Origin of the sequence: Streptomyces sp. NBC_00572, assembly GCF_026341815.1 — a bacterium.
Lineage (GTDB): Bacteria > Actinomycetota > Actinomycetes > Streptomycetales > Streptomycetaceae > Streptomyces.
On the sequence record NZ_JAPENX010000001.1, the window covers coordinates 1,816,465 to 1,838,661 of the forward strand.

Below are 22,197 nucleotides of genomic sequence, written 5' to 3' on the forward strand. Positions count from 1 at the left end.
CCAGGGGTGACAGGAGCCTCGACTTCGTAGCTACGCACGAGAAAACGATTGAGTGGCACCGACCCGCCATGCTCGCCTCGCGGCAAGTGGTCCCTCAAAGGGACGAAGGTTGGGCCCGGGGGCTTGGATCGAGCCGGTGCCACGACAAGGCTAACAAACGACCCTGTGCAGTGATTCCAGCGCCACAGGTTGACCGGAAATCGGCCCTCCGCCCCCTCCCCACGGCGCCTCGGATCACTCCCCCGCGCCCCTCGGATCAGTCCCTCAGCAGGTCCGGAACCCCCGCCTCGTCCGGCATGTCCGCCGCCGCAGCGACCACCGTGAGCTGCCGCGTCGCCCGGGTGAGGGCCACGTAGAGGACCCGCAGACCCGCCGGGGACTCGTCGGCGATCTCCGCCGGCGAGACGACCACCGTGGCGTCGTACTCCAGGCCCTTCGCCTCCAGGGAACCGAGCGCCACCACCCGGTCGCCCAGCTCGGCGAGCCAGCGGGCCGCCTCCTGACGCCGGTTCATGGCGACGACGACACCGACCGTGCCCTCGACCCGCTCCAGGAGCAGCCGCGCCTCGGACCGTACGGTTTCGGCCAGATCCGGCTTCCCCGCCGTCTCCCGCACCGGTACGAAACGGGGCTCGACGCCCGTCGAGCGGACCGCGCGCGGCGACTCCTTGCCCGGCATGGCGAGGGCGAGCACCTTGGCGGCCAGCTCGGCGATCTCCGCCGGGTTCCGGTAGTTCACGGTCAGCTCGAAGCGGCGCCGCGGCCGTGACCCGAGGGCCTCGTCGCGGGCCTCGGCCGCCTCGTCCGGGTCCGACCAGGAGGACTGTGCCGGGTCGCCGACGACCGTCCAGGTGGCGTGCCGGCCGCGCCGTCCGACCATCCGCCACTGCATGGGCGTGAGGTCCTGCGCCTCGTCCACGATCACGTGCGCGTACTCGGTGCGCTCGGCGGCGAGCCGCTCGGCCCGCTCGCGCTGCGTCTCCTCCCGTACGGGCATGAGCTCTTCCAGACCCGTGAGCTGGTCGAGCGGGTCGTACTCCCGGCGCTTCCTCGGCCGGGCCGGGGCGCCGACCAGGGTGTGCAGCTCGTCGAGGAGCGCCACGTCGTGGACGGACAGCTCCTTGCGGCGCAGCGAGCGGGCGAGCCTGCGCACCTCGCCCGGGTTGAGGATGCGGCGGGCCCAGCGGCCGAGCCGCCGCTCGTCGGCCATCGCGTCGAGGACCCGGCGCGGGGTGAGTTCGGGCCACCATGCGTCGAGGAAGCCGAGGAAGGAGTCCTCGGTGGAGACGTCCTCGTCGAAGGAGGAGCGCAGTTCGGCGGCCAGCTCGGGGTCGCTGTGCCGACCGACCGCGCCCGACTTGGAGTACAGCGCGTCCAGGAGCAGCCTGCGGGCCCGCGGGCGCAGCAGGTTGACCGGAGCCGTACCGCCGAGGACGTTGTGCCGGATGCGCCGCAGCTCGTCGGCCTCCAGCTCCAGGCGACGGCCGAAGGCGACCACACGCAGGCGCGTGGGGGTGCCGACGGGCACGGTGGCCTCGTCGTCCTCGTCGCCCAGGGCGAGCTGGGCCTGAGCCCTGGGCGCCGGGGTCTCCAGGGCGCCACGGGCGGCCTTGCGCAGCACGTGGAGCATCCGGGAGGAGCCCTTGATCCGGGCGACGGCCGGGTCGTCGTAGGCGGTTGCCTCGGCCCCGTCGACGAGCGAGCCGACGGCCCGGATCGCCACCTGGCCCTCCTCGCCCAGCGAGGGCAGGACGCCCTCGGTGTACGAGACGAGGAGCGGGGTCGGGGAGACGATCAGGATGCCGCCCGCGTACCGCCGCCGGTCCTGGTAGAGCAGGTACGCGGCCCGGTGCAGCGCGACCGCCGTCTTCCCCGTGCCCGGACCGCCCTCGACGTACGTGACGGAGGCGGCGGGCGCGCGGATGACGAGGTCCTGCTCCGCCTGGATGGAGGAGACGATGTCCCGCATGGTGTGGCTGCGGGCCTGGCCGAGGGCGGCCATCAGGGCGCCGTCGCCGATCACCGGCAGTTCGCGCCCGTCGAGGGTGGCCCGCAGCTCGGGGCGCATCAGGTCGTCCTCGACGCCGAGGACCTGGCGGCCCTTGGAGCGGATGACCCGGCGGCGTACGACCCGGCCCGGGTCGACCGGCGTCGACCGGTAGAAGGGCGCGGCGGCGGGCGCGCGCCAGTCGATGACCAGCGGCGCGTAGTCGGAGTCGAGGACCCCGATCCGGCCGATGTGGAGGGTCTCGCCGATCTCGGCGGTGTTGTCGGGCCGTACGGCGTCCTCGGCGGGCTCGATCGAGGTGTAGGCCCCGTCGGGCCCCTTCTTCCCGTCCTTCCCGTACAGCAGATCGATCCGGCCGAAGAGGAAGTCCTCGAACTCGTTGTTGAGCCTGTTGAGGTGGATGCCGGCCCGGAAGACCTGGGCGTCGCGCTCGGCGAGGGCGCCGGGCGTGCCGACCTGGCCCCGCTGGGCGGCGTCGTTCATCAGGAACTCCGCCTCGTGGATCTTCTCCTCCAGTCGGCGGTAGACGTGATCCAGATGTTCCTGCTCGACACCGATCTCACGGTCTCTGACCGTGTCCACGGCTTCCTGCGCGGCCACCTAAGGCCCCCTTCTGACGTGCACTGGGCAGCCGTCGAGCGTACGCCACCACAGGCCACCGTGTCAGGCGGGTCACCCACGCGCCCCACGTCCGGCTACTCGTCGTACTTCGAGTCCGCCGTCGGGTCCAGTGCCAGCCGGTACCCCCGCTTCACCACCGTCTGGATCAGCTTCGGCGTGCCGAGCGCCGCCCGCAGCCGCGCCATCGCCGTCTCCACCGCGTGCTCGTCGCGCCCCGCGCCGGGCAGCGCCCGCAGCAGGTCGGCCCGGGACACCACCCAGCCGGGGCGACGGGCGAGGAGTCCGAGGAGGGCCATTCCGGCGGGCGGGACGGGCCGCAGGAGGCCGTCGACGAGGACGGCGTGGCCGCGGACCTCCACCTGGTGGCCGGCCACGGGCAGGGCCCGTGAGCGGGCCGGCAGTTCCTTGCAGAGGAGCTGGACGAGGGGGCCGAGCCGGAAGCGCTCCGGCTGGTACGTGGCGATGCCCTCGGCCTGCAGCGGGAGGGCCGTCACGGGGCCCACGCAGACCGCGAGGACGTCGTGCCGGAGCGCGGCGACGAGTGCGTCCCGTACGCCCCTCTCCGCGGCCCGGGAGAACAGCGAGGCCGCGGCGGGGGCGCTGGTGAAGGTGACGGCGTCCAGGCCGCCCGACAGGACTCCGTCGAGGAGCCGGTCGAGCGGGCCGACGTCCTCCGGCGGCATCCAGCGGTAGACGGGGACGCCGACGACCTCGGCGCCGCCGGCGGTGAGCGCCTCGACGAAGCCGGGCAGCGGCTCACCGTGCAGCTGGAGCGCGATCCGCCGGCCCGCCACGCCTTCGGCGAGGAGCCGGTCGAGGACCTCGGCCATGGACTCCGAGCCGGGCGACCAGGACTCGGTGAGTCCGGCGGCCCGTACGGCCCCCTTGACCTTGGGTCCCCGGGCGAGGAGTTCGACGTCCCGCAGGACGGCGAGGAGGTCCTCCCCGCACCCCCAGCCCTCCGCCGCCTCGACCCAGCCCCGGAAGCCGATCGCCGTGGTGGCGATGACGACGTCCGGGGCGTGGCCGATGAGTTCCTTGGTGGCGGCGAGGAGTTCGGTGTCGTCCGCGAGGGGCACGATCCGCAGGGCGGGGCCGTGGACGACGGCCGCGCCGCGTCGGCGCAGCAGCGCGATGAGTTCGTCCGCGCGCCGCGCCGCGGTGACGCCGACGGTGAAGCCGGCGAGGGGGCCGTGTTCTTGCTCGTCCATGAGGTCAGAGCCTGACGGGGACGCGTGACGGTCTCGGTTCGCCCGTATTTCCTGATCGTTACGGTCCGCGCCGGGCACCGGACATCACACCTTCGCGTAGCCGGGCCGGGGCTCCGGCTCGGTGACGGCCTCGGCGTTCTCGGGTACCGCGGCCGGAGCTCGAAGGTATACCGCCCAGGTGACGACCATGCAGGCCGCGTAGAAGGCGAGGAAGGCGACGAAGGCCGCGGTGCCGGTGCCGGAGGCCTGGAAGGACTGCCGGAAGGCGAGGTTGATGCCGAGGCCGCCGAGCGCGCCGACCGCCCCGATGAGGCCCATGGCGGCCCCGGAGAGGCGCCGACCGTAGGCCTCGGCGGCATCTCCGGCGAGGCCCTTCCGGTGCCCCTGGGCGAGGAAGATCGCCGGGATCATCTTGTACGTGGAACCGTTGCCGAGGCCGCTGAGGACGAAGAGTCCGATGAAGCCGATGAGGAAGACGGTGAGGGATTCGATCACGGAGGCGTAGATCACCACACCGGTCGCGGCGGCCATCGCGGCGAAGGTCCCCAGGGTGATGCGGGCGCCGCCGTGCCGGTCGGCGAGGGAGCCGCCGACGGGCCTGATGAGGGAGCCGAGCAGCGGGCCGATGAAGGTGAGCGAGGCGGCCTGCAGCGGGGTGCGGCCGAACTGGGTCTGGAGGACGAGTCCGAAGGCGAAGCTGTAGCCGATGAAGGAGCCGAAGGTCCCGACGTACAGGAAGGCCATGATCCAGGTGTGGCGGGCCTTCACGGCCTCCTTCGCGGCCCCGGTGTCGTTCTTGACGGGGGCGAGGTTGTCCATGAAGAGCGCGGCGCACACGGCGGCGACGACGATCAGGGGCAGGTAGACGCCGAGCACGATCCGGGGGTGCATGGCGCCCGCCGTGCCGATCACGAGGAGGCCGACGAGCTGGACGACGGGGACGCCGATGTTGCCGCCGCCGGCGTTGAGCCCGAGCGCCCAGCCCTTCTTCCGCAGCGGGAAGAAGGCGTTGATGTTGGTCATCGAGGAGGCGAAGTTGCCGCCGCCCACGCCGGTGAGCGCGGCCACCAGGACGAGGGTGGTGTACGAGGTCCCGGGCTCCATCACCGCGAACGCGAAGCCGGTGGGCAGCAGGAGCAGCAGGGCGCTGAAGACCGTCCAGTTACGGCCGCCGAAGCGGGCGACGGCGAAGGTGTACGGGATCCGGATCAGCGCGCCGACGAAGGTCGCGGTGCCGATCAGGAAGAACTTGCCGGCCGGGTCGACGCCGTACTGCGGCCCCATGAAGAGGACCATGACCGACCACAGGCTCCAGATGGAGAAGCCGATGTGCTCGGAGATGACGGAGAAGAGCAGGTTCCGCCGCGCGATCCGCTCCCCCTTCTCGCGCCAGAACGTCTCGTCCTCCGGCTCCCACTGCTCGATCCACCGGCTGCCGCCCATGTCGTACCTCCGCGGGTGTCGGGTCCTGGGGCGTCCACAGCCCCGGTCCACCTGCCACCGACCCTAGGGAGGTCGCGTTTCAGCCTGGTGCCGAGAAGTGACGGCAACGGAACCTTGCTCTCACCCGGCGCGCGACGGCCCTGTGAGCGCCTGTACGCGCCCCGGGGGCCCGGGCACCCGCTACGGCAGCCCCGGTTCCCCCTCCGGCAGCCAGGAGCCGGCCGGGCGGGTGTGCCAGCCCTCCCGGGCGCCGATCTCGGCGGCGGCGGTCCGCAGTGCGTCCAGGCCGGGGTGGCTCAGCCCCTTGCGCCACACCAGGCTCACGGGTGACAGGGGCACGGGGTCGACGAGCGGCCGCAGCACGCAGCCCGGCATGGGCGGGAAGTCGACGACGGCGAGCACCGGGTTGCGGTGCTTGGCCATGATGCGGCGGAACTCCTCCTTGCCGACCGCGAGCGGCGCGGGCGGGGCGACCTCGATGCCGCGCCCGGCGAAGAGCCGGGCGGCGAGGTCGGTCCACTCGGGCGTGCGGTCGTTCCCCGCGCCCGCGTAGATCCGTTCCCCGGCGAGAGCGGCGAGCGGTACTTCGGGCAGCCCGGCGAGCGGATGGTCCTCGGGCAGGATCACGGCCATCCGCTCGTACCGTACGAACTGGACGTCGAGCCGCGCCCGCAGCCCGGCGTCGAGCCCTCCGTACCGCCCGAAGGAGGTGTCGATCCGGCCGGCGAGGATCTCCCGTACGGCTCCGGTGAGTCCGCTCTCGTAGCGGGCCATCAGCTCCTGTTCCGGGGCGAGTTCGCGGGCCCGGCGCAGGACCTCCTCGGGGGCGAGGTCGGGGCTGTTGAGGTCGACGAGGAGGGGCCGGGGCGCGGCCCGGAAGGCCTCGGCCAGCTCGTCCTGGGCGGCCAACACCCGGTGCGCGTACGGGAGGAGGCGCTCGCCGTCCGGGGTGAGGGAGACCTGCCGGGTGGTCCGTACGAAGAGCTCGGCGCCCAACTCGCGCTCCAGGCGCCGGATGTCACGACTGAGGGCCTGCTGGGCGACGTAGAGGCGGGTGGCGGCGCGGGTGAAGTGCAGGTCCTCCGCGACGGCGGTGAAGGCGCGCAGGAGGCGGGGATCGATGTCACGCGGCGCGGCGGACGCCGACCTGGGGAAAGGCACCGGGGAGACCATCGCCGCATTTAACAACACAGCTGCGTGAATGGCCACCGAACAGGTGTTGGACCCACCCGGCCGACTCCCGCGAGCCTTGATCCATGCCGCAACCGGACCTCACCCTCACCCCGGCGGGCCCGGCCCTCGCCCCCCGCTACAGCGACCGGCGCACCGCCGTCCCCAGCAGCCCCACCGCTCCCCCCGCCTCCACCCCCGCCCCCCGCAATTCCTACCTCCGCCTCTTCGCCGTCCCCGGCGCCCGCGCCTTCATCGTCGGCAACCTGATCGCCCGGCTCCCCATGGGCATGTTCGGCGTCAGCGCCGTGATCATGATCGCGGCGGCGTACGACTCGTACGCCCTCGCGGGCGGCGTGACCGCCACCGGCATGGCCGCCGGGGCCCTCACCGCCCCCTGGATCGCCCGGCTCGTCGACCGGTACGGCCAGGCGCGGATCGCCGTCCCCGCCACCGTCTACGCGGTTCTCGGCCATCTGGTCCTGCTCCTCTGCGTCCACGAGAAGGCGCCCGTCTGGGCGCTGTTCGCCACCACGGCCCTCACCGCCACCTCCCCCAACACCGGCGGCATGTCGCGGGCCCGCTGGGCCCATCTCCTGAAGGGCGACCGGGACGCCCTGCACACCGCCAACGCCTTCGAGCAGGCCACCGACGAGCTCTGCTTCATGCTCGGCCCGGTCGTCGCCGCGCTGCTCTGTTCCACGCTCTTCCCCGAGGCGGGCACCCTCGGCGGCGCCGTCCTGTTCCTCACCGGCGTCCTGATCTTCGCGGCCCAGCGCTCCACCGAACCCCCGGTCTCGCCCGTCACCTCCGCCGGCTCCCCGCTCCGGGTCCCGGGCATGGCCCCGATCCTGGCGGTCTTCCTCGCCACCGGGGCGGTCTTCGGCTCCATGGAGGTGGTGACCGTGGCGTTCGTGGACGGCCCCGTCGCGGGACCGGTCCTCGCTCTCCAGGCCGCCGGTTCCTGCGCGGCCGGCCTCCTCTACGGCCGCGCCCACCGCACCGCACGGCTCCGCACCTGCCTGGCCGCCATGGCCCTCCTCATGACGATGCCGCTGCTCGCCGCCTCGACCGGTTCGCTGCCCGCCCTCGCCGCCGGACTGCTCCTGGCGGGCATGGCGACGGCCCCGACGATGGTGACGGGCATGGGCCTGGTCCAGCGTCTGACCCCGGCGTCCCAGCTCAACGAGGGCATGACGCTGGCCGTGACCGCCCTCCTCGGCGGCATCGCGGCGGGCTCCGCCACCGGCGGCTGGGCCGCCGACCACGCCCCCTTCGCGGCCTTCGGCTTCCTGATCCCGGCCGGGGCGGCGGCCCTCGCCCTGACCCTCTGCGCGACGACGCGAGTGGACGGCCGGGCATGACAAAGGCCGGGCATGACAAAGGCCGGGCATGACAAAGGCCGGGCATGACAAAGGCCCGGCAGTCTGACGACTGCCGGGCCTCTGCCCACATGGGATGAGGTGTCCGAGGGGGCTTGCCTCTCGGACGCTCGGTGGAGATGGCGGGAATCGAACCCGCGTCCAACGGTACGGAAACAGGGCTTCTCCGTGCGCAGTCCGCTACGAGTTTCTCAGCCCCGGAGATCACACGGACAAGTCTCCGACGGGCTCAGTCACTGTTTGATTTCCCTCTAACCCCCGTGACCGGGGCTAGAGGTTTAGATCCCTAAATGACGCCAGGATCCGGGTCGGGACCACCCCCGGGCTGACGCTCCTCACAGAGGCTTCTTGTCGTTACCTAAAATTAGGCAGCGAGGGCGAAGCGGGAGTTATCGCTCTTGGAGTTGGCGATTATTGGTTGCGACATATGGTTAACGAGATCATTGCCGCTTCCTCGACACGCTTCCCCTGCATCGGTATCCGCTGTCGAAACCGATCATCCCCATGTTTATTTTTCAAAGCACACCTCTTGCGAGGTGGGCACGACCCATCGTACGTGACCGACGGGTGCTGTCGCCAGCGTATTACCCGCGACCGCGCCGCTCCGCCGAACAGCGCCGAGGGGGCTACGCGGCCTGCGCCGCCCGCTGCTTGCGCTTGGCCGCCGCGATGGCCCGGTTGGTCTCGCGCGTGTCCTGCTTCTCCCGCAGGGTCTGACGCTTGTCGAACTCCTTCTTGCCCTTGGCGAGCGCGATCTCGACCTTGACGCGGCCGTTGAGGAAGTACAGCGCGAGGGGCACGATCGTGTGACCCGTCTCCTGCGACTTCGCCTCCAGCTTGTCGATCTCCTCGCGGTGCAGCAGCAGCTTGCGCTTCCGCTTCGCCGAGTGGTTGGTCCAGCTGCCCTGCATGTACTCGGGCACATGGATGTTGTGCAGCCACGCCTCGTGCCGGTCGATCTGCACGAAGCCGTCGACCAGGGAGGCACGGCCCATCCGCAGCGACTTCACCTCGGTGCCCATGAGCACCACGCCGCACTCGTAGGTGTCGACGATGTGATAGTCGTGGCGCGCCTTCTTGTTCTGCGCGATGATCTTGCGCTCGGGCGCCTTGTCCTGGTTCTTCTTCGCAGGCTTGCCCTGCACGTTCACGAGTCCCTTTGCCATAGTGCAGTCATTTTCGCACTACGAGCCCCCTCCGAGGCCACTCAATACCGTCTTCGCCCGTTCTTCCGCCCGTTCCCCGGCCGTCAGGTCGGGGGTGATGCCCCGGCCGTCCACGGTGTGACCGGCCGGTGTGCGGTAGTGACCGACGGTCAGCTCGGCGACGGAACCGTCCGGCAGGGCGCTCGGCATCTGGACCGAGCCCTTGCCGAAGGTGCGCGAACCGACCGTGACGGCCCGGCCCCGGTCCTGGAGGGCGCCGGTGAGCAGCTCGGCCGCGCTCATCGTGCCGCCGTCGATCAGCGCCACCAGAGGCCGGACGGTGTCGCCGCCGCCCTCCGCGTACACGGCCCGCTGCTCGCCCTCCACGTCGTACGTGGCGACCAGACCACCGTCGAGGAAGGCGGAGGCGGCCACGGCGGCCTCGGCGACCAGTCCGCCGGCGTTGCCCCGCAGGTCCAGGAGGACGCCGGCGCCGGCCGGGGCGTCCCGTACCGCGTCACGCACGCGCGTGCCCGCGCCCTTGGTGAAGGCGGCGACCCGGATCATCAGGGTCCCGTCGTCGAGGCGGCGGACGGTGACCGGGTCCGTGGCCAGCCGGGCCCGGCGCAGGGTCTGCGTCCAGACGGCGCGGCCGCGCTCGACCCGGAGGGCGACGGTGGAGCCGGGTACGCCGTCGCCGCGCAGGAGGGCGACGACCTCGGAGACCGAGAGTCCGTCGACGGGGCGCCCGTCGACGGAGACCAGCCGGTCGTCGGCCCGGAGCCCGGCGCGCTCGGCGGGGCCGCCGGACTGCACCCGGGTCACCCGGACCCGGCCTTCGGCGGCCCGGCCCGCGGAGAGCCCCACGCCCGTGTAGGCGCCGTCGAGGGCCTGCTCGAACTCGGCGTACTCCCGCTTGTCGTACACCGCGCCCCAGCGGTCGCCGCTGCGGCTGACGAACTCCTCCGCGGCCTTCTTGCCCGACTTGCCGTCGGCCATGGCATCGGCGGCGGCCCGGCTCAGGGCGGCGCTGTCGACGGTCGTGGAGTCCCGGGACCCCTCCCCCACGCGCAGGGCCGCCTCCGCCCGCCCGGCCGCGGACTCCTGCCGGGGCAGGGAGCCGGTGGCGGCGGCGGTGGCGAGGACGCCGGTGAAGACCAACGTCAGAACGGCCCCACGGAACACTCCGCGGGGCCGGATACAGAGGTGGTCGGTGCCGGCCGGCATGGCGCCCACTCTAGGACAAGGCAACGGCGCCGCACGGGCTTTGCCCGTACGGCGCCATCCACCGTCAGAAGTGTCTTCTCACACCTTCAGGTACTTGCGCAGCGCGATGAAAGCGGCCACGGCGGGCATCAGCAGCCCGATGGCGATCACGAGCGGCAGCTTGGCGAACACGGCGTCCCAGCCGATGAAGTTGACGAGCTGCATCTTCTCCGCGAGCGCGATGCCGTGGTCGATCAGGAAGTACCGACCGACGAGCAGCAGCACACAGGCGACCGCGCCACCGAGGAGTCCGGCGAACGCCGCCTCCATGATGAACGGCATCTGGATGTAGAAGCTGGACGCGCCGACCAGCCGCATGATGCCGGTCTCACGGCGACGGCTGAACGCCGAGACGCGCACCGTGTTGACGATCAGCATCAGCGCGATGACCAGCATCAGCCCCATGACGCCGAGGGCGGCGATGTTCATGCCGTTCATCAGGTCGAAGAGGTTCTGCAGGATGCCCCGCTGGTCCTGGACCGACTCCACGCCGTCACGCCCCGCGAAGGCGGTGGCGACGACCTTGTACTTCTCCGGGTCCTTCAGCTTCACCCGGAACGACTCGGGCATCTGGTCCGGCGTGATGACGGAGGCGATGGCGGTGTCGCCGTACTCCTCCTTGTAACGCTTGAACGCTTCGTCGGCCGACTCGTAGAAGACGGTCTCGACGATGTTCATGTCCTTCAGGTCGGCCTGGAGCTGCTCCTTCTGCTGGGCCGTGACCGCGCCCTTGCCGCACTTGCCCGCCGCGGAGGCGGCGTCGGCCTTGGTGCAGAGGTAGATGGAGACGTTGACCTTGTCGTACCAGTAGTCCTTCATCGTGCTGACCTGCTCGCGCATGAGCAGCGCGCCGCCGAACAGGGCGAGCGAGAGGGCCACGGAGACGATGACGGCGAACGTCATCGTGAGATTGCGCCGGAGACCGACACCGATCTCGGAGAGCACGAACTGAGCGCGCATGGTGTGTTGAGTCCCCTACCTGCTCAGTGCTGGTAACCGTAGACGCCGCGGGCCTGGTCTCGGACGAGTCGGCCCTTCTCCAGCTCTATGACGCGCTTGCGCATCTGGTCGACGATGTTCTGGTCGTGGGTCGCCATGACGACGGTGGTCCCTGTCCTGTTGATGCGGTCGAGCAGCTTCATGATGCCGACCGAGGTCTGCGGGTCGAGGTTGCCGGTGGGCTCGTCGGCGATCAGCAGCATCGGGCGGTTGACGAAGGCACGGGCGATGGCGACGCGCTGCTGCTCACCACCGGAGAGCTCGCCCGGCATCCGGTCCTCCTTGCCGCCGAGCCCGACCAGGTCGAGCACCTGCGGCACGGCCTTGCGGATCTCGCCGCGCGGCTTGCCGATGACCTCCTGGGCGAAGGCCACGTTCTGGGCGACGGTCTTGTTGGGCAGCAGGCGGAAGTCCTGGAAGACGGTGCCCAACTGGCGCCGCATCTGCGGCACCTTCCAGTTGGAGAGCCGGGCCAGGTCCTTGCCGAGGACGTGCACCTGGCCCTGACTGGCGCGCTCCTCACGCAGGAGCAGTCGCAGGAAAGTCGACTTACCGGAGCCGGAGGAACCGACGAGGAAGACGAACTCCCCCTTCTCGATCTCCAGGGAGACATCCCGGAGCGCGGGGCGGCTCTGCTTCGGATAGGACTTGGAGACGTTGTCGAATCGGATCACGGATGCACCACGGTCGGCCGGGAGTAGGTGTGCGTGACCTTACGCGAACGGGGAAGGACCGCGCAGTCGCGGTCCTGGCTTGCGAGGTTTATCCTTTTCGCCCTTCGGGACGGAACGGGGGCAATCCGGTGGGGCGCGCCGAAACGCCGTCGAGCTGGCACAGTGGTAGGGGGAACGTCGGGACCCCACCGGACGTTGTCCTGGTGTGAAACCCAGTGCGGGAGGAGGAGAGCGCATGACCTACGACCGACTGGTGTGCGCCAACTGCGCGGCCCCGGTCGCCGAGGGCCGCTGCCCCGTCTGCCGCGCGAACCGGGAGCGACTGACCCCGCAGGGTCTCTCGCCCGCGATGCTGCTGACGCTGGCGATCGCCCTACTGGCCGCGATCGCACTGCTCGCGGCGGTCCGTACGGTCTAGCGGGACCGCACGGCGTCCACACGAGCCGGAACCATGAGGAAGGGCCGGGGAGAAGCTCCCCGGCCCTTCCTCATGCTCTGTACGTCATGCGCTGCACGTCACGCGCCGTACGGATCCACGCTCGCGGCTGGATCAGACGGCGGCACGGCCACCGCCGACGAGACGCGGCAGCATACGGAAGCCGATGCCACCGGCGATCATGGTCGCGGCGCCGATGATCAGGAACGAGGTCTCGGCCGCACCGGTCTCGGCGAGCTCCTCCTTCGCCTGACCCTGCTGCACGGGCTGCGAGCCGGCGTTGTTGGTGTCGGTGTTGTTGTTGCCGGTGTCCACGCACTCGGCGCCGTCGAGGTCGACGGTGCAGGTGCCGGCGTCACCGTTGTCGGTGTTCCCGCCGTCCTCGTCCGGGGTGACGGGCGCCTCGGTCTGACCGGGGCCGTCCGTGTCGCCCGGCTCCGGGGCGGTGGTCGGCGGCGTGGTGACCGGCGGCTCCGTCGTGGGCTCCGTGGTGGGAGGCTCCGTCGTGGGCTCCGTGGTGGGAGGCTCCGTCGTGGGCTCCGTGGTGGGAGGCTCCGTCGTGGGCTCCGTGGTCGGAGGCTCCGTCGTGGGCTCCGTGGTCGGAGGCTCCGTCGTGGGCTCCGTCGTCGGCGGCTCGGTGGTCGGCGGCGGCGTGGTCTCCTCGCAACCGAGGTCCCCGGGGAGGCACGTGGGCTCCGGGGTCGGGCCCTCGCCGAAGGCGCCCACGGCCTGCGCGGCACCCGCCGCGGTGAGCGACGCGCCGGCGGCGATCACCGCACCGGCGGCGATGCGCGCGATACGGACTCGCAACTGCTTGGTCATCTGGCTGCTACCCCCAGTAGCTCATCTCGTCATGGGGCAGCGCTCGGGGCACGCGGCAGAGGCGGCTCACTACTGGACCGGCCCCCGCTCGCACGCGCCCCAGAAATGCGCATGCCAGTACGCCACCCTTCCGATTTTCCGATGAAGCGTCAAGGTCGTTGCGCGTGCGATGCCCGAAAGATCACTAGCTGTCCCACATACGACGATGCAACTGTGACGTAAACCCAGAACTCCGGGCCCCGCACCGCCAGTTCCCTTGTCGACAAAGCGTCCCCGTGGCGCTGTTTCCGCTTGCGTCAGCGAATCCGCCGACCGGACCGACATGACCGGACGGAACGACGACGGGCCCCGCACCTGACGGTGCGGGGCCCGAACGCGGGGTACTTCGGGGCTACTTCTCCTGCTGCTTGCGCCAGCGGATGCCGGCCTCCAGGAAGCCGTCGATCTCGCCGTCCAGGACGGCCTGCGGGTTGCCGACCTCGAACTCCGTACGGAGGTCCTTGACCATCTGGTACGGGTGCAGGACGTACGAGCGCATCTGGTTGCCCCAGGAGCTGCCGCTGTCCTTGAGGGCGTCCATCTTGGCCCGCTCCTCCTGGCGCTGGCGCTCAAGGAGCTTGGCCTGGAGGACGTTCATGGCGCTCGCCTTGTTCTGGATCTGCGAGCGCTCGTTCTGGCAGGAGACGACGATGCCGGTCGGGAGGTGCGTGATGCGCACGGCCGAGTCGGTCGTGTTGACGCCCTGGCCGCCGGGGCCCGAGGCGCGGTAGACGTCGATGCGCAGCTCGGACTCGTCGATCTCGACGTGGTCCGAGGACTCGACGACCGGCAGGATCTCGACACCGGCGAAGGAGGTCTGGCGACGGCCCTGGTTGTCGAAGGGCGAGATGCGGACCAGGCGGTGGGTGCCCTGCTCGACTGAGAGCGTGCCGTAGGCGTAAGGCGCCTTCACCACGAAGGTGGTCGACTTGATGCCGGCCTCTTCCGCGTACGAGGTCTCGTAGATCTCGGTCGAGTAGCCGTGGCGCTCCGCCCAGCGCAGGTACATGCGCTGGAGCCGCTCGGCGAAGTCGGAGGCGTCGACGCCACCGGCCTCGGCGCGGATGTTGACCAGGGCCTCGCGCTCGTCGTACTCGCCGGAGAGGAGGGTGCGGACCTCCATCTCGTCGAGGGCCTTGCGGACGGAGGTCAGCTCCGTCTCGGCCTCGGCGAGGGTGTCCGGGTCGTCCATCTCCTCGGCGAGCTCGAAGAGCACCGCGAGGTCGTCGATGCGCCCGCGCAGGGTCTCGGCCTTGCGGACCTCGGCCTGGAGGTGCGAAAGCTTGCTCGTGATCTTCTGCGCCGCCTCCGGGTCGTCCCACAGGGACGGGGCCGCGGCCTGCTCTTCGAGCACGGCGATGTCGGCCCTCAGCTTATCGAGGTCCAGGACGGCCTCGATCGACCCCATGGTCGAGGAGAGGGACTTCAGCTCTTCGGATACATCGACGACTGCCACGCGTCCAGCGTAACGGCTCGCCGCCGCTGTTACGGCAGCGAGGACTGCTTCGAGTCCTGCGGCGGGGTGTCCGCGTCCCCGGAGGTCGCGAGGTAGCCCCCCGCGCCGAGGGCGCCCGCGACGACGACCGCGGCGATGGTGAGGGTGATCCGGCGCTTGCGGACCGCCTCGGCCTTGTGACGGGCCGAGCCGGGTCTGCGGGCGCCCGCGGGGCGCGGGGCGCGGGCCGTGCCCAGGGGGCCGCCGGAGAGCTCGTCGGGGGCCGGGACGCGCATGGAGGTGTGGGTGTCGCGGTTGGAGTCGGCCGAGGCGCCGGGGACGAGCGGGACGGCGGCCCGGCGCGGTCCGGGCTCACCGGTGCCCGTGCCGGCCGGGTACACGTCCTCCTCGTACGGATCGGGCGCCGGCTCGGCGTCCGGCTCGTCCACGTCGAGCGGCGGGATGCCCTTGAGCAGCGGCAGGACGTCCTTGAGGCGGGCGGCGAGCTCGGAGGCGCGCAGCCGGGAGGCCGGGGCCTTCGCCAGGCACTGCACCATCAGCTGCCACAGCTCCTCGGGGATGCCGGGCAGCGGGACGACGGTCTCGGTGACGTGGCGGCGCAGGACGGCGCCGGGGTGGCCGCCGCCGAACGGGGTGAAGCCGGCGAGCAGCTCGTACAGGACGGTCGCGAGCGCGTAGATGTCGACGGCGGCGCGCGGCGGGAGGCCCTCGACGATCTCGGGGGCGAGGTAGTCGGGGGTGCCGATGATCCGGGTGGCCTTGGTGCGGCCCGGGGTGTCGATCAGCTTGGCGACGCCGAAGTCGGTGAGGAGGGCGGGGTGGGCGCCACCGGGCCCGAGCGGTCCCTCCATGTCGAGCAGGATGTTCTCCGGCTTGACGTCCCGGTGGACGATCCCGGCGGCGTGCGCGGCCGCGAGGGCGTCGGCGACGTCGGCGACGATCGCGACGGCGGCCTCGGGGGCGAGCCGCCGTTCCCGGTCGAGGCGGGTGCGCAGGTCGGTGCCGCGGACGAGGTCCATGACGAGGGCCAGGTCGTTGCCGTCGACGACGAGGTCGCGGACCTTGACCACCCGGGGGTGGTCGAGGCCGAGCAGGGCGGTCCGCTCCTGCACGAAGCGGCCGACGAGCTCCTGGTCGGAGGCCAGGTCCTCGCGCAGCAGTTTGACGGCGACGGGACCCTCGGGCCCCTCGCCGAGCCACACCGTTCCTGCACTGCCCCGCCCCAGGATCTGGTGGGTGGTGTAGCGGCTGCCGATGTTCCGTGCCAAGACTGCTCCCTCAGCGGCTGCGGTTCGCGTGCAAAGTTACGCGTCCGCAGCCGCCGGACGTCACTTCCGAGCGGAAATCACCCCTCGGAAGTCGATAAATCGGCAGTATTACGTGGTCCTACGCGGTGCAGCGCGGTGTCACTGCCCTGTCGTACCGCCGGTAGTACTCCCGGAGTCGGTGGCCTCGCCGATCGTGGAGATCCAGTCGGTCACCGCCGAGATGCCGTCGCCGATGGCCTCCCAGTAGCCCTTGCCCTCGGCGATCCAGTCCTGGAGCGGGGTCAGCTCCCAGATCAGCCAGCCCGCGACCACGAACAGCACGATCATGACCAGGCAGCCCTTGAGGCAGCCGAGGCCGGGGATCCGCACCGGGTTGGCGCTGCGCTGACGCGGCGGCCGCGGCTCGCGCGGGGCCGGGGCCTGGGGAGGCGGCTGCGGCGGGGTGTACTGCTGCTGGGGCGGCGCGTACTGCTGCGGGGCGGGCGGCGGCGCGTACTGCTGCGGCTGGTGCTGCTGCTGCGGCGGGTACGGCTGCTGCTGCCGCTGCGGGGCGGGGTGCTGCTGCTGGTACGGCTGCGGCGGCTGCTGCCCGTACTGGCCGGGCCGCTGGTCCTGCGGGGGCTGCTGGGGCTGCCGCTGCGGGCGTCGGCGCAGCGGGTCCTGGCTCGGGTCCAGGTACTGCACCTGCGTCTGCTCGTTGCGGTCGCGGGCCGCGCGCAGCTGGTTCTGCCAGGGGTGCGGCTCCTCGGACTGCGCGCCCTGCCCGGACTGCGGCGGGCCCGGCGGTACGGGGGGCATGACGGCCGTCGGGTCGGCGGTGCCCGCCGGGCCGCTGGTCGGCATGACGCTGGTCGCGCCGGCGGGGTCGTACCGGGGCGGCATTCCGGCGCCGCTGGGCAGCACCTGGGTGGGGTCGGCGGCCCCCTGGGCCTCCGGGGTCCCCGGGACCGGCGCGGGTGCCGGGTCCGGGGCGAGGAGCGCGCCGACGCCGTCGGCCGCCTCGATCTGGGCGGGCGTGGAGTGCACGCCGATGCCGGCGGCGACCGCGCGCAGACCGCGCGCGAGGTTCACCGCGCTCGGCCGCCGGTCCGGGTCCTTGCTGAGGCAGCGCTCTATGACCGTCCACAGCGGTCCGGGCACGGTCGAGGGGCGGCGCGGCTCCTCGCTGAGGTGCCGGTGCAGGACCTCCAGGGCGGTGCCGCCCGCGAACGGGGGCCGGCCGGTGACCAGCTCGTACAGCAGGATGCCCGCGCCGTAGATGTCGACGGCGGAGGTCTGCGGGCGGCCCTCGGCGGACTCCGGCGCCACGTACGCGGGCGTGCCGACGAACTCGTGGGTGCGGGTCAGGCCCGGGGAGTCCGCGAGGCGCGCGATGCCGAAGTCGGTGAGCATCGGGTGCATCTGGCCGCCCTGCTCGGCGAGCAGGACGTTGGCCGGCTTCAGGTCGCGGTGGACCACGCCGTCGGCGTGGCTGGCGGCGAGCGCGTCGGCGATCTGGGCGGTCAGGAGGGCGGCGGCGACCGGGGTGAGCGGGCCGCTCTCCCTGATGTACCGGTGCAGGTCGGGGCCCTCTACGAGGTCCATGACGAGCGCGAGGACATCGCCCTCGACGACCAGGTCGCGGGTGCGCACGATGTTGGGGTGGGTGAGCCGGAGCAGCACGGACCGCTCGCGCAGGAAGCGCATCACGATGTCCGCGTCGTTGGCCAGCTCCTCCTTGAGGACCTTGATCGCGACGGTCTCGCCGGGCTGGCCGGCCACGGCCGCCTCGGCGCCCGCCGTCTCTCGCTGGCGGGCTCGCCAGACGGTGCCCGTGGCGCCGCGGCCGAGCGGCTCCTCGAGCAGGTACTTGCTGCCGATAGGCCGCACGTCACGCGCTCCCTGCTGATCGTGGTCCTGGGGTGGTCCGGTGGTGTTTCCCGGGGTCCCTGTCCTCTGTTGTGACCCGTCCGGGTGTCCGACCCACTTTAGTGCCGCCGAACGGGGTGGAGACCGGTCGTCCACAGGCAGGTTCTGATGTCGGTGGACGGGGCCGGTGGGGTTCCGGCTCCTGTCCGGGGTGGGCCGGGCGGGGGCCGCGACGGACCGGAGGCGTCCGGTCCGGACCCGTCCTTCTGTCCGGCTTCTGTCCGGAAGAAGACGCTTCGGGAGGCGCGACGGTTGCCGGGCACGTTCCGAAGGCATGCCCAACCAGGCACTTTTGCGTTCACAGCCGACCATTCAAGATCACTTCCGGCCGACCCGGGGGCGGGTTGTCGGTGGCAGGTGCGAGGATGCCTCCAGCACGTCGCATCGGTGGGGTCGGGAGCCCCCGCGCCGTGCCGACCTGTACCGGGCGACGCGTCCGTGCCGGGTGGGGGGAGTCACAGGGCGGTCCCCCTGCCGGGCATCTCGCGCAGAAGGGACCGCTGACGGCGATGCAGATCCGGCTGACCGTCCTCGCGCCGTACGCCGGCCATGGCGCCGGGCGTACGTGCGACGTGCTCGTCACGGCCCCCGCCGGGACGGCCCTGGCCGCCGTGGCCTCGAATCTCGCCGCCGCCGTCACCGGCCCCGACACCTCCGCCTCGGGCACCACCGTGCTCTACGCGGGCGCGGAGCGGCTCGACGGCCGCCGCTGCGTCCTCGGCGAACCCCCGCTGGTCGACGGCGCGGTCCTCTCCCTCCAGGTCCCCGGCCCCGACGACCGGGTCGGCGAGACGGCCGCGGCCCGGCTGCACGTGGTGGCGGGCCCGGACGCGGGCGGAGTGCACCTGCTGCACGGCGGACCGATCAGAATCGGCCGTTCCGTGGATGCCGACGTACCGCTCGACGACCCGGACGTCTCCCGCGCCCACTGCACCGTGACCGTCGGCGAGGACGGCCGCGTCACGGTCGCCGACCGGGGCTCGACGAACGGCACGACCCTCGACGGCGTACCGGTCGGCGACCGCCCGGTCGGCTTCCGCCCGGGCGCGCTGCTGCGCCTCGGCGAGTCCGCCCTCCGCCTGACCGGTCCCGGCGACGACCTCGGCGGCACGGACACGAGGGCGACGGCCCCGGACGGCGAGGGCCACCTGCGAGTCTCGCCGCCGGGAGCCGACGGACGGGCACCGGCGGACCTGGGCGACCGGCCCTCCCACGCGGGCGTGCCCCGCACGGCGGCCGGCGGCCCGGCGGACGACACCACCCACGGCGGGGCGCGCGGCGTCCCGCTCGGCGGGACCCCCGAGAGCGCGTACACCGACCCGTACGCCCCGGGCACCCCTCGCGGTACGGACTCCCCCGGCGCCGGTCACGCGCGCTCGGGCGACCAGGCCGGCGGTGACGACGGGCCCGGCGGCGAGGCCCACAGCAGGACCCGCCCGTCCCACGCCGACGCGCCCTCGGAACCGGCCGACTCCCCCTCCCCGCGCCCGGGTGGCAAGCGCGGCCTCGGCGCCTGGGCGCGGCGACTGGCGGGCGGGCGCGAGGAGCTCCCGGCCCACGCCGCCGGCCCCCGCACCGCACCGGCCACCCACGCGGGCGCCCGGACCGGCACCGGCGCGCGGGACGGCGCGGCCGCGCCCGTACCGGTGGCCGACACCTGGCCCGATCCGGCCACCGTCCTGCTCACCGCCCTCGGTCCCGGCCCCCGGCTCTGGGAGCGCGGCCAGGACCACCCCGAGTCCCTGGTGGTGCGGCTCGGCACGACGGACCGCGCCGAGCTCTCCGGCGTGCCGGTCACGGTGGGACTCCGGGAGGCCGGTTCGCTGGGCCTCGCGGGCCCCGCCGACCGGCTCGCGGGGCTCGCCCGCTCGGTGGTCGCCCAACTCGCCGCCCTGCACTCCCCGGCCGATCTGGAGATCGTGCTCATCAGCGCCGACCGGAACCGCTCCCTCGACGAGCGGCGCCGGGCCTGGGGCTGGCTCGGCTGGCTCCCGCACGTCCGGCCCGCCCACGGCCAGGACTGCCGGCTGCTCCTGGCGTACGACCGCGAGCAGGCCCAGGCCCGTACGGCGGAACTGACCCGACGGCTCGACGACGGCCCGCTCGGCCCCGGCTGGCCCAGCGCCGACCGCTCGTCCGTCGCGGAAGCGGCCGTCCGCCACACGGGGCCGACGACGGTCGTGATCGTCGACGGCGACCCCGGTTCCGCGGCGCTGCGCGAGACGGTGGCGCGGCTGGCCGGAGCCGGAGCGGCGGCCGGCATCCATCTCCTCTGCCTCGCCGAGGCGCCCTCGGCCTCCCCCGTCTCCCCGGTGGCCGCCACGTACGAGACGGCGTGCGCCGCCTCCCTCGCGTTCCGCGAGTGCGGGGCCGCCGCGCTCCTCAGCGGCGATGTGGCGACGGCGCTGCGGCTGCTCCGGACCTCCGGCGGGCGGGTCGCGGGCCACGGGACCGTCGGCGTGGTCGACGCGGTCTCCGTCGCCTGGGCCGAGCGGTTCGGCCGCGCGCTGGCCCCGCTGCGTACGGACACGACGGCGGCTCCGGGCGCGCGTGCCGCCGCGCTGCCCCCGTCGGCCCGTCTCCTCGACGAACTCGGGCTCGCCCGTGCCACCCCCGCCTCCTTGATGGCCCGCTGGGCCTCGGCCGGGGACGGCACGGCCGTCCTGGGCGCGGGGCCGCGCGGCCCACTGGCCGTGGACCTCACCAAAGAGGGTCCGCACCTCCTGATCGAAGGCCCGGCGGGAAGCGGACGCACGGAACTGCTCCGTTCGATCGCGGCCTCGCTCGCGGCCGGTGGCCGCCCCGACCGGCTCGGCCTGCTCCTGGTGGACGGGGCGGGCGGCGAGCGCGGCGAAGGACTCGCGGTCTGTACGGAGCTGCCGCATGTCACCGAGCACCTGGTCGCCTCGGACCCGGTGCGGATGCGGGAGTTCGCGCAGGCACTCGGTGCGGAGCTCAAGCGCCGGGCCGAGATCCTGGGTGACGGCCACTTCGCCGACCGCCGGGGCCCGCGCGCGGCGCCCGCCGCCGACCGGCTGATCGGCCAGCGCGCCCCGAGCGCGGCGGAGTCCGTGCCGCAGGGCGCCCGCGCGACCGTCCGCCTCCGGGACTCCGGCGACCTCGCGGACCGACCGGTCGGCCGCACCCTGCGCACGGGCGACGGCACGATCGGCGCCCTCCCGAGCACGAGGAGCGGTCGCACGGACGGCCCGTACCCCGGTGCGGACGACCTCGGTGGCCGGCCCAGTGGCCGGATCACGTACTCCGGCGACCTCGACGGCCGGCCGAGCGGCCGGAGCCCGTACCCCGGGTCGGAGGACGTGGGCGGGCGCCCCAGCAGCCGCACGCTCCGCACGGGCGACGACGACCTGACGGGGCCCTCCAGCGGCCGGGTCCCGTACCCCGGGGCCGACGACCTCGGCGGCCGCTCCAGCGGGCGCGTGTCCCGTGCCGGGGACGGCTCGCTCGACGAGCGGTCAAGTGCCCGTACGCGGGCGGGTGGCGACGCCTATCTGGCCGATACGCCCAGTGGGCGGCTGCCGCGCAGGGACGGCGACGACCGCGCGAGCAGCCGCACCCTTCGTACCGGCGACGGTGACCTCACGGACCGCCCCAGCGGGCGCGTGCACCGCTCCGGAGCCGAGGACATCGTCGGCCACGGCAGCGGGCGCGTGCTCCGCTCCGCGGGTGAGGAGACGGCCGGGCGGATTCCCCGTCCCGCGACCGGTGAGCACGCCCCCGTGCGCGCCGCGAGCCCCGCCCACCTCCCCCGGCTCATCGTGCTCGTCGACGACTACGACGCCCTCGTCGCGCCCGCGCTCGGCGCCTCCGGGCGGCCCGCCGCCGGTTCCGTCGTGCGGGCTCTTGAGGCCGTCGCGCGCAACGGCGAGCGGCTCGGCGTGCACCTCGTCGCGACCTCCGCGCGCCCCGACCGGACGGCCGACACCGAGCTGGCCCACGGGGCCCGGCTGCGGATCGTGCTCGACGCGCCCCCGGTGACCGCCGGACCGGACGTACCGGCCGCCGGGCGCGGACGCCTCGGCCATCCGGACGGCCGGGTGACCCCCTTCCAGGCGGGCCGCGTCACCGGACGGATCCCCCGGACGGCGACGCTCCGGCCCACCGTCGTCCCGCTGGAGTGGGAGCGGATGGGTGATCCGCCGACCCGCCGTCCGGTGCGCGAGCTGGGCAACGGACCGACGGATCTGGCCCTCCTCGCCAGCGCGCTGGACCGGGCCGCACGCTCGGTCGAGGCGGCCCCCGTGCCCCCGCTGACCCCTGCGGCCCACAGCTGACATCACGTCACGAGGGCGTCACGATCGCCCACTTGACACGGAAGGCGGTATTGC

Annotated in this window: 15 protein-coding genes and 1 other RNA gene; 3 read left to right on the forward strand and 13 right to left on the reverse strand. The window is 73.0% G+C overall.

The features are described from left to right. Positions 1–256: 256 nt before the first annotated feature. From OG514_RS08305 to OG514_RS08320, 4 genes are all read right to left on the reverse strand, one after another. Positions 257–2,608, reverse strand: a complete 2,352-nt coding sequence (locus OG514_RS08305; RefSeq protein WP_266892430.1) for a UvrD-helicase domain-containing protein — start codon at positions 2,606–2,608, stop codon at positions 257–259. A 95-nt stretch (positions 2,609–2,703) separates the two neighbouring features. Continuing rightward, on the reverse strand, positions 2,704–3,840 hold the full coding sequence (locus OG514_RS08310) for a uroporphyrinogen-III synthase (RefSeq protein ID WP_266892432.1): 1,137 nt from the start codon (positions 3,838–3,840) through the stop codon (positions 2,704–2,706). A gap of 84 nt (positions 3,841–3,924) precedes the next feature. Continuing rightward, the gene (locus tag OG514_RS08315; protein ID WP_266892434.1) at positions 3,925–5,283 is read right to left on the reverse strand and encodes a NarK/NasA family nitrate transporter; all 1,359 of its coding nucleotides are present in this window, start codon (positions 5,281–5,283) and stop codon (positions 3,925–3,927) included. 180 nt (positions 5,284–5,463) lie between these two features. Beyond that, positions 5,464–6,456: a LysR family transcriptional regulator gene (locus OG514_RS08320; protein ID WP_266892436.1), complete on the reverse strand. Its 993-nt coding sequence runs from the start codon at positions 6,454–6,456 to the stop codon at positions 5,464–5,466. Between the two features lie 83 nt (positions 6,457–6,539). Between OG514_RS08320 and OG514_RS08325 the strand changes: the two genes are divergently transcribed. After that, on the forward strand, positions 6,540–7,817 hold the full coding sequence (locus OG514_RS08325; RefSeq protein ID WP_266892438.1) for an MFS transporter: 1,278 nt from the start codon (positions 6,540–6,542) through the stop codon (positions 7,815–7,817). Between the two features lie 129 nt (positions 7,818–7,946). Here the strand turns inward: OG514_RS08325 and ssrA are convergent. The 5 genes from ssrA to ftsE all read right to left on the reverse strand — a co-directional run bounded on the left by ssrA (position 7,947) and on the right by ftsE (position 11,919). Next, positions 7,947–8,339: a transfer-messenger RNA gene (gene ssrA / locus OG514_RS08330) on the reverse strand. A 122-nt stretch (positions 8,340–8,461) separates the two neighbouring features. Beyond that, positions 8,462–9,001, reverse strand: a complete 540-nt coding sequence (gene smpB, locus OG514_RS08335) for an SsrA-binding protein SmpB (protein ID WP_266892440.1) — start codon at positions 8,999–9,001, stop codon at positions 8,462–8,464. An 18-nt stretch (positions 9,002–9,019) separates the two neighbouring features. Beyond that, positions 9,020–10,207, reverse strand: a complete 1,188-nt coding sequence (locus OG514_RS08340) for a S41 family peptidase (RefSeq protein ID WP_266892441.1) — start codon at positions 10,205–10,207, stop codon at positions 9,020–9,022. Between the two features lie 78 nt (positions 10,208–10,285). Then, positions 10,286–11,206 carry a permease-like cell division protein FtsX gene (gene ftsX, locus OG514_RS08345; protein ID WP_266892442.1) on the reverse strand — a complete coding sequence of 307 codons (921 nt, stop codon included), beginning with the start codon at positions 11,204–11,206 and terminating at the stop codon, positions 10,286–10,288. 23 nt (positions 11,207–11,229) lie between these two features. Then, the gene (gene ftsE, locus OG514_RS08350) at positions 11,230–11,919 is read right to left on the reverse strand and encodes a cell division ATP-binding protein FtsE (RefSeq protein WP_266892444.1); all 690 of its coding nucleotides are present in this window, start codon (positions 11,917–11,919) and stop codon (positions 11,230–11,232) included. A gap of 235 nt (positions 11,920–12,154) precedes the next feature. On the opposite strand from ftsE, the gene OG514_RS08355 reads away from it, so the two are divergent. After that, positions 12,155–12,337, forward strand: coding sequence for a hypothetical protein (locus tag OG514_RS08355; RefSeq protein WP_015033932.1), 183 nt, complete (start codon positions 12,155–12,157; stop codon positions 12,335–12,337). Between the two features lie 132 nt (positions 12,338–12,469). Here the strand turns inward: OG514_RS08355 and OG514_RS08360 are convergent, their stop codons facing one another. The 4 genes from OG514_RS08360 to OG514_RS08375 all read right to left on the reverse strand — a co-directional run bounded on the left by OG514_RS08360 (position 12,470) and on the right by OG514_RS08375 (position 17,809). Further along, positions 12,470–13,177, reverse strand: a complete 708-nt coding sequence (locus OG514_RS08360) for an LPXTG cell wall anchor domain-containing protein (RefSeq protein ID WP_266892446.1) — start codon at positions 13,175–13,177, stop codon at positions 12,470–12,472. Between the two features lie 391 nt (positions 13,178–13,568). Further along, a complete protein-coding gene (prfB, locus tag OG514_RS08365) occupies positions 13,569–14,672 on the reverse strand; it encodes a peptide chain release factor 2 (protein ID WP_266892448.1) in 1,104 nt (367 codons plus the stop codon). A gap of 29 nt (positions 14,673–14,701) precedes the next feature. Continuing rightward, positions 14,702–15,940 (reverse strand): serine/threonine-protein kinase, encoded by a 1,239-nt coding sequence (locus OG514_RS08370; RefSeq protein ID WP_266892450.1) that lies wholly within the window; start codon positions 15,938–15,940, stop codon positions 14,702–14,704. A gap of 138 nt (positions 15,941–16,078) precedes the next feature. Further along, complete coding sequence (locus OG514_RS08375; protein WP_266892452.1) at positions 16,079–17,809, reverse strand: serine/threonine-protein kinase; 1,731 nt, start codon at positions 17,807–17,809, stop codon at positions 16,079–16,081. Between the two features lie 548 nt (positions 17,810–18,357). On the opposite strand from OG514_RS08375, the gene OG514_RS08380 reads away from it, so the two are divergent. Further along, positions 18,358–22,143 (forward strand): FtsK/SpoIIIE domain-containing protein, encoded by a 3,786-nt coding sequence (locus OG514_RS08380; protein WP_266892454.1) that lies wholly within the window; start codon positions 18,358–18,360, stop codon positions 22,141–22,143. Positions 22,144–22,197 lie beyond the last annotated feature (54 nt).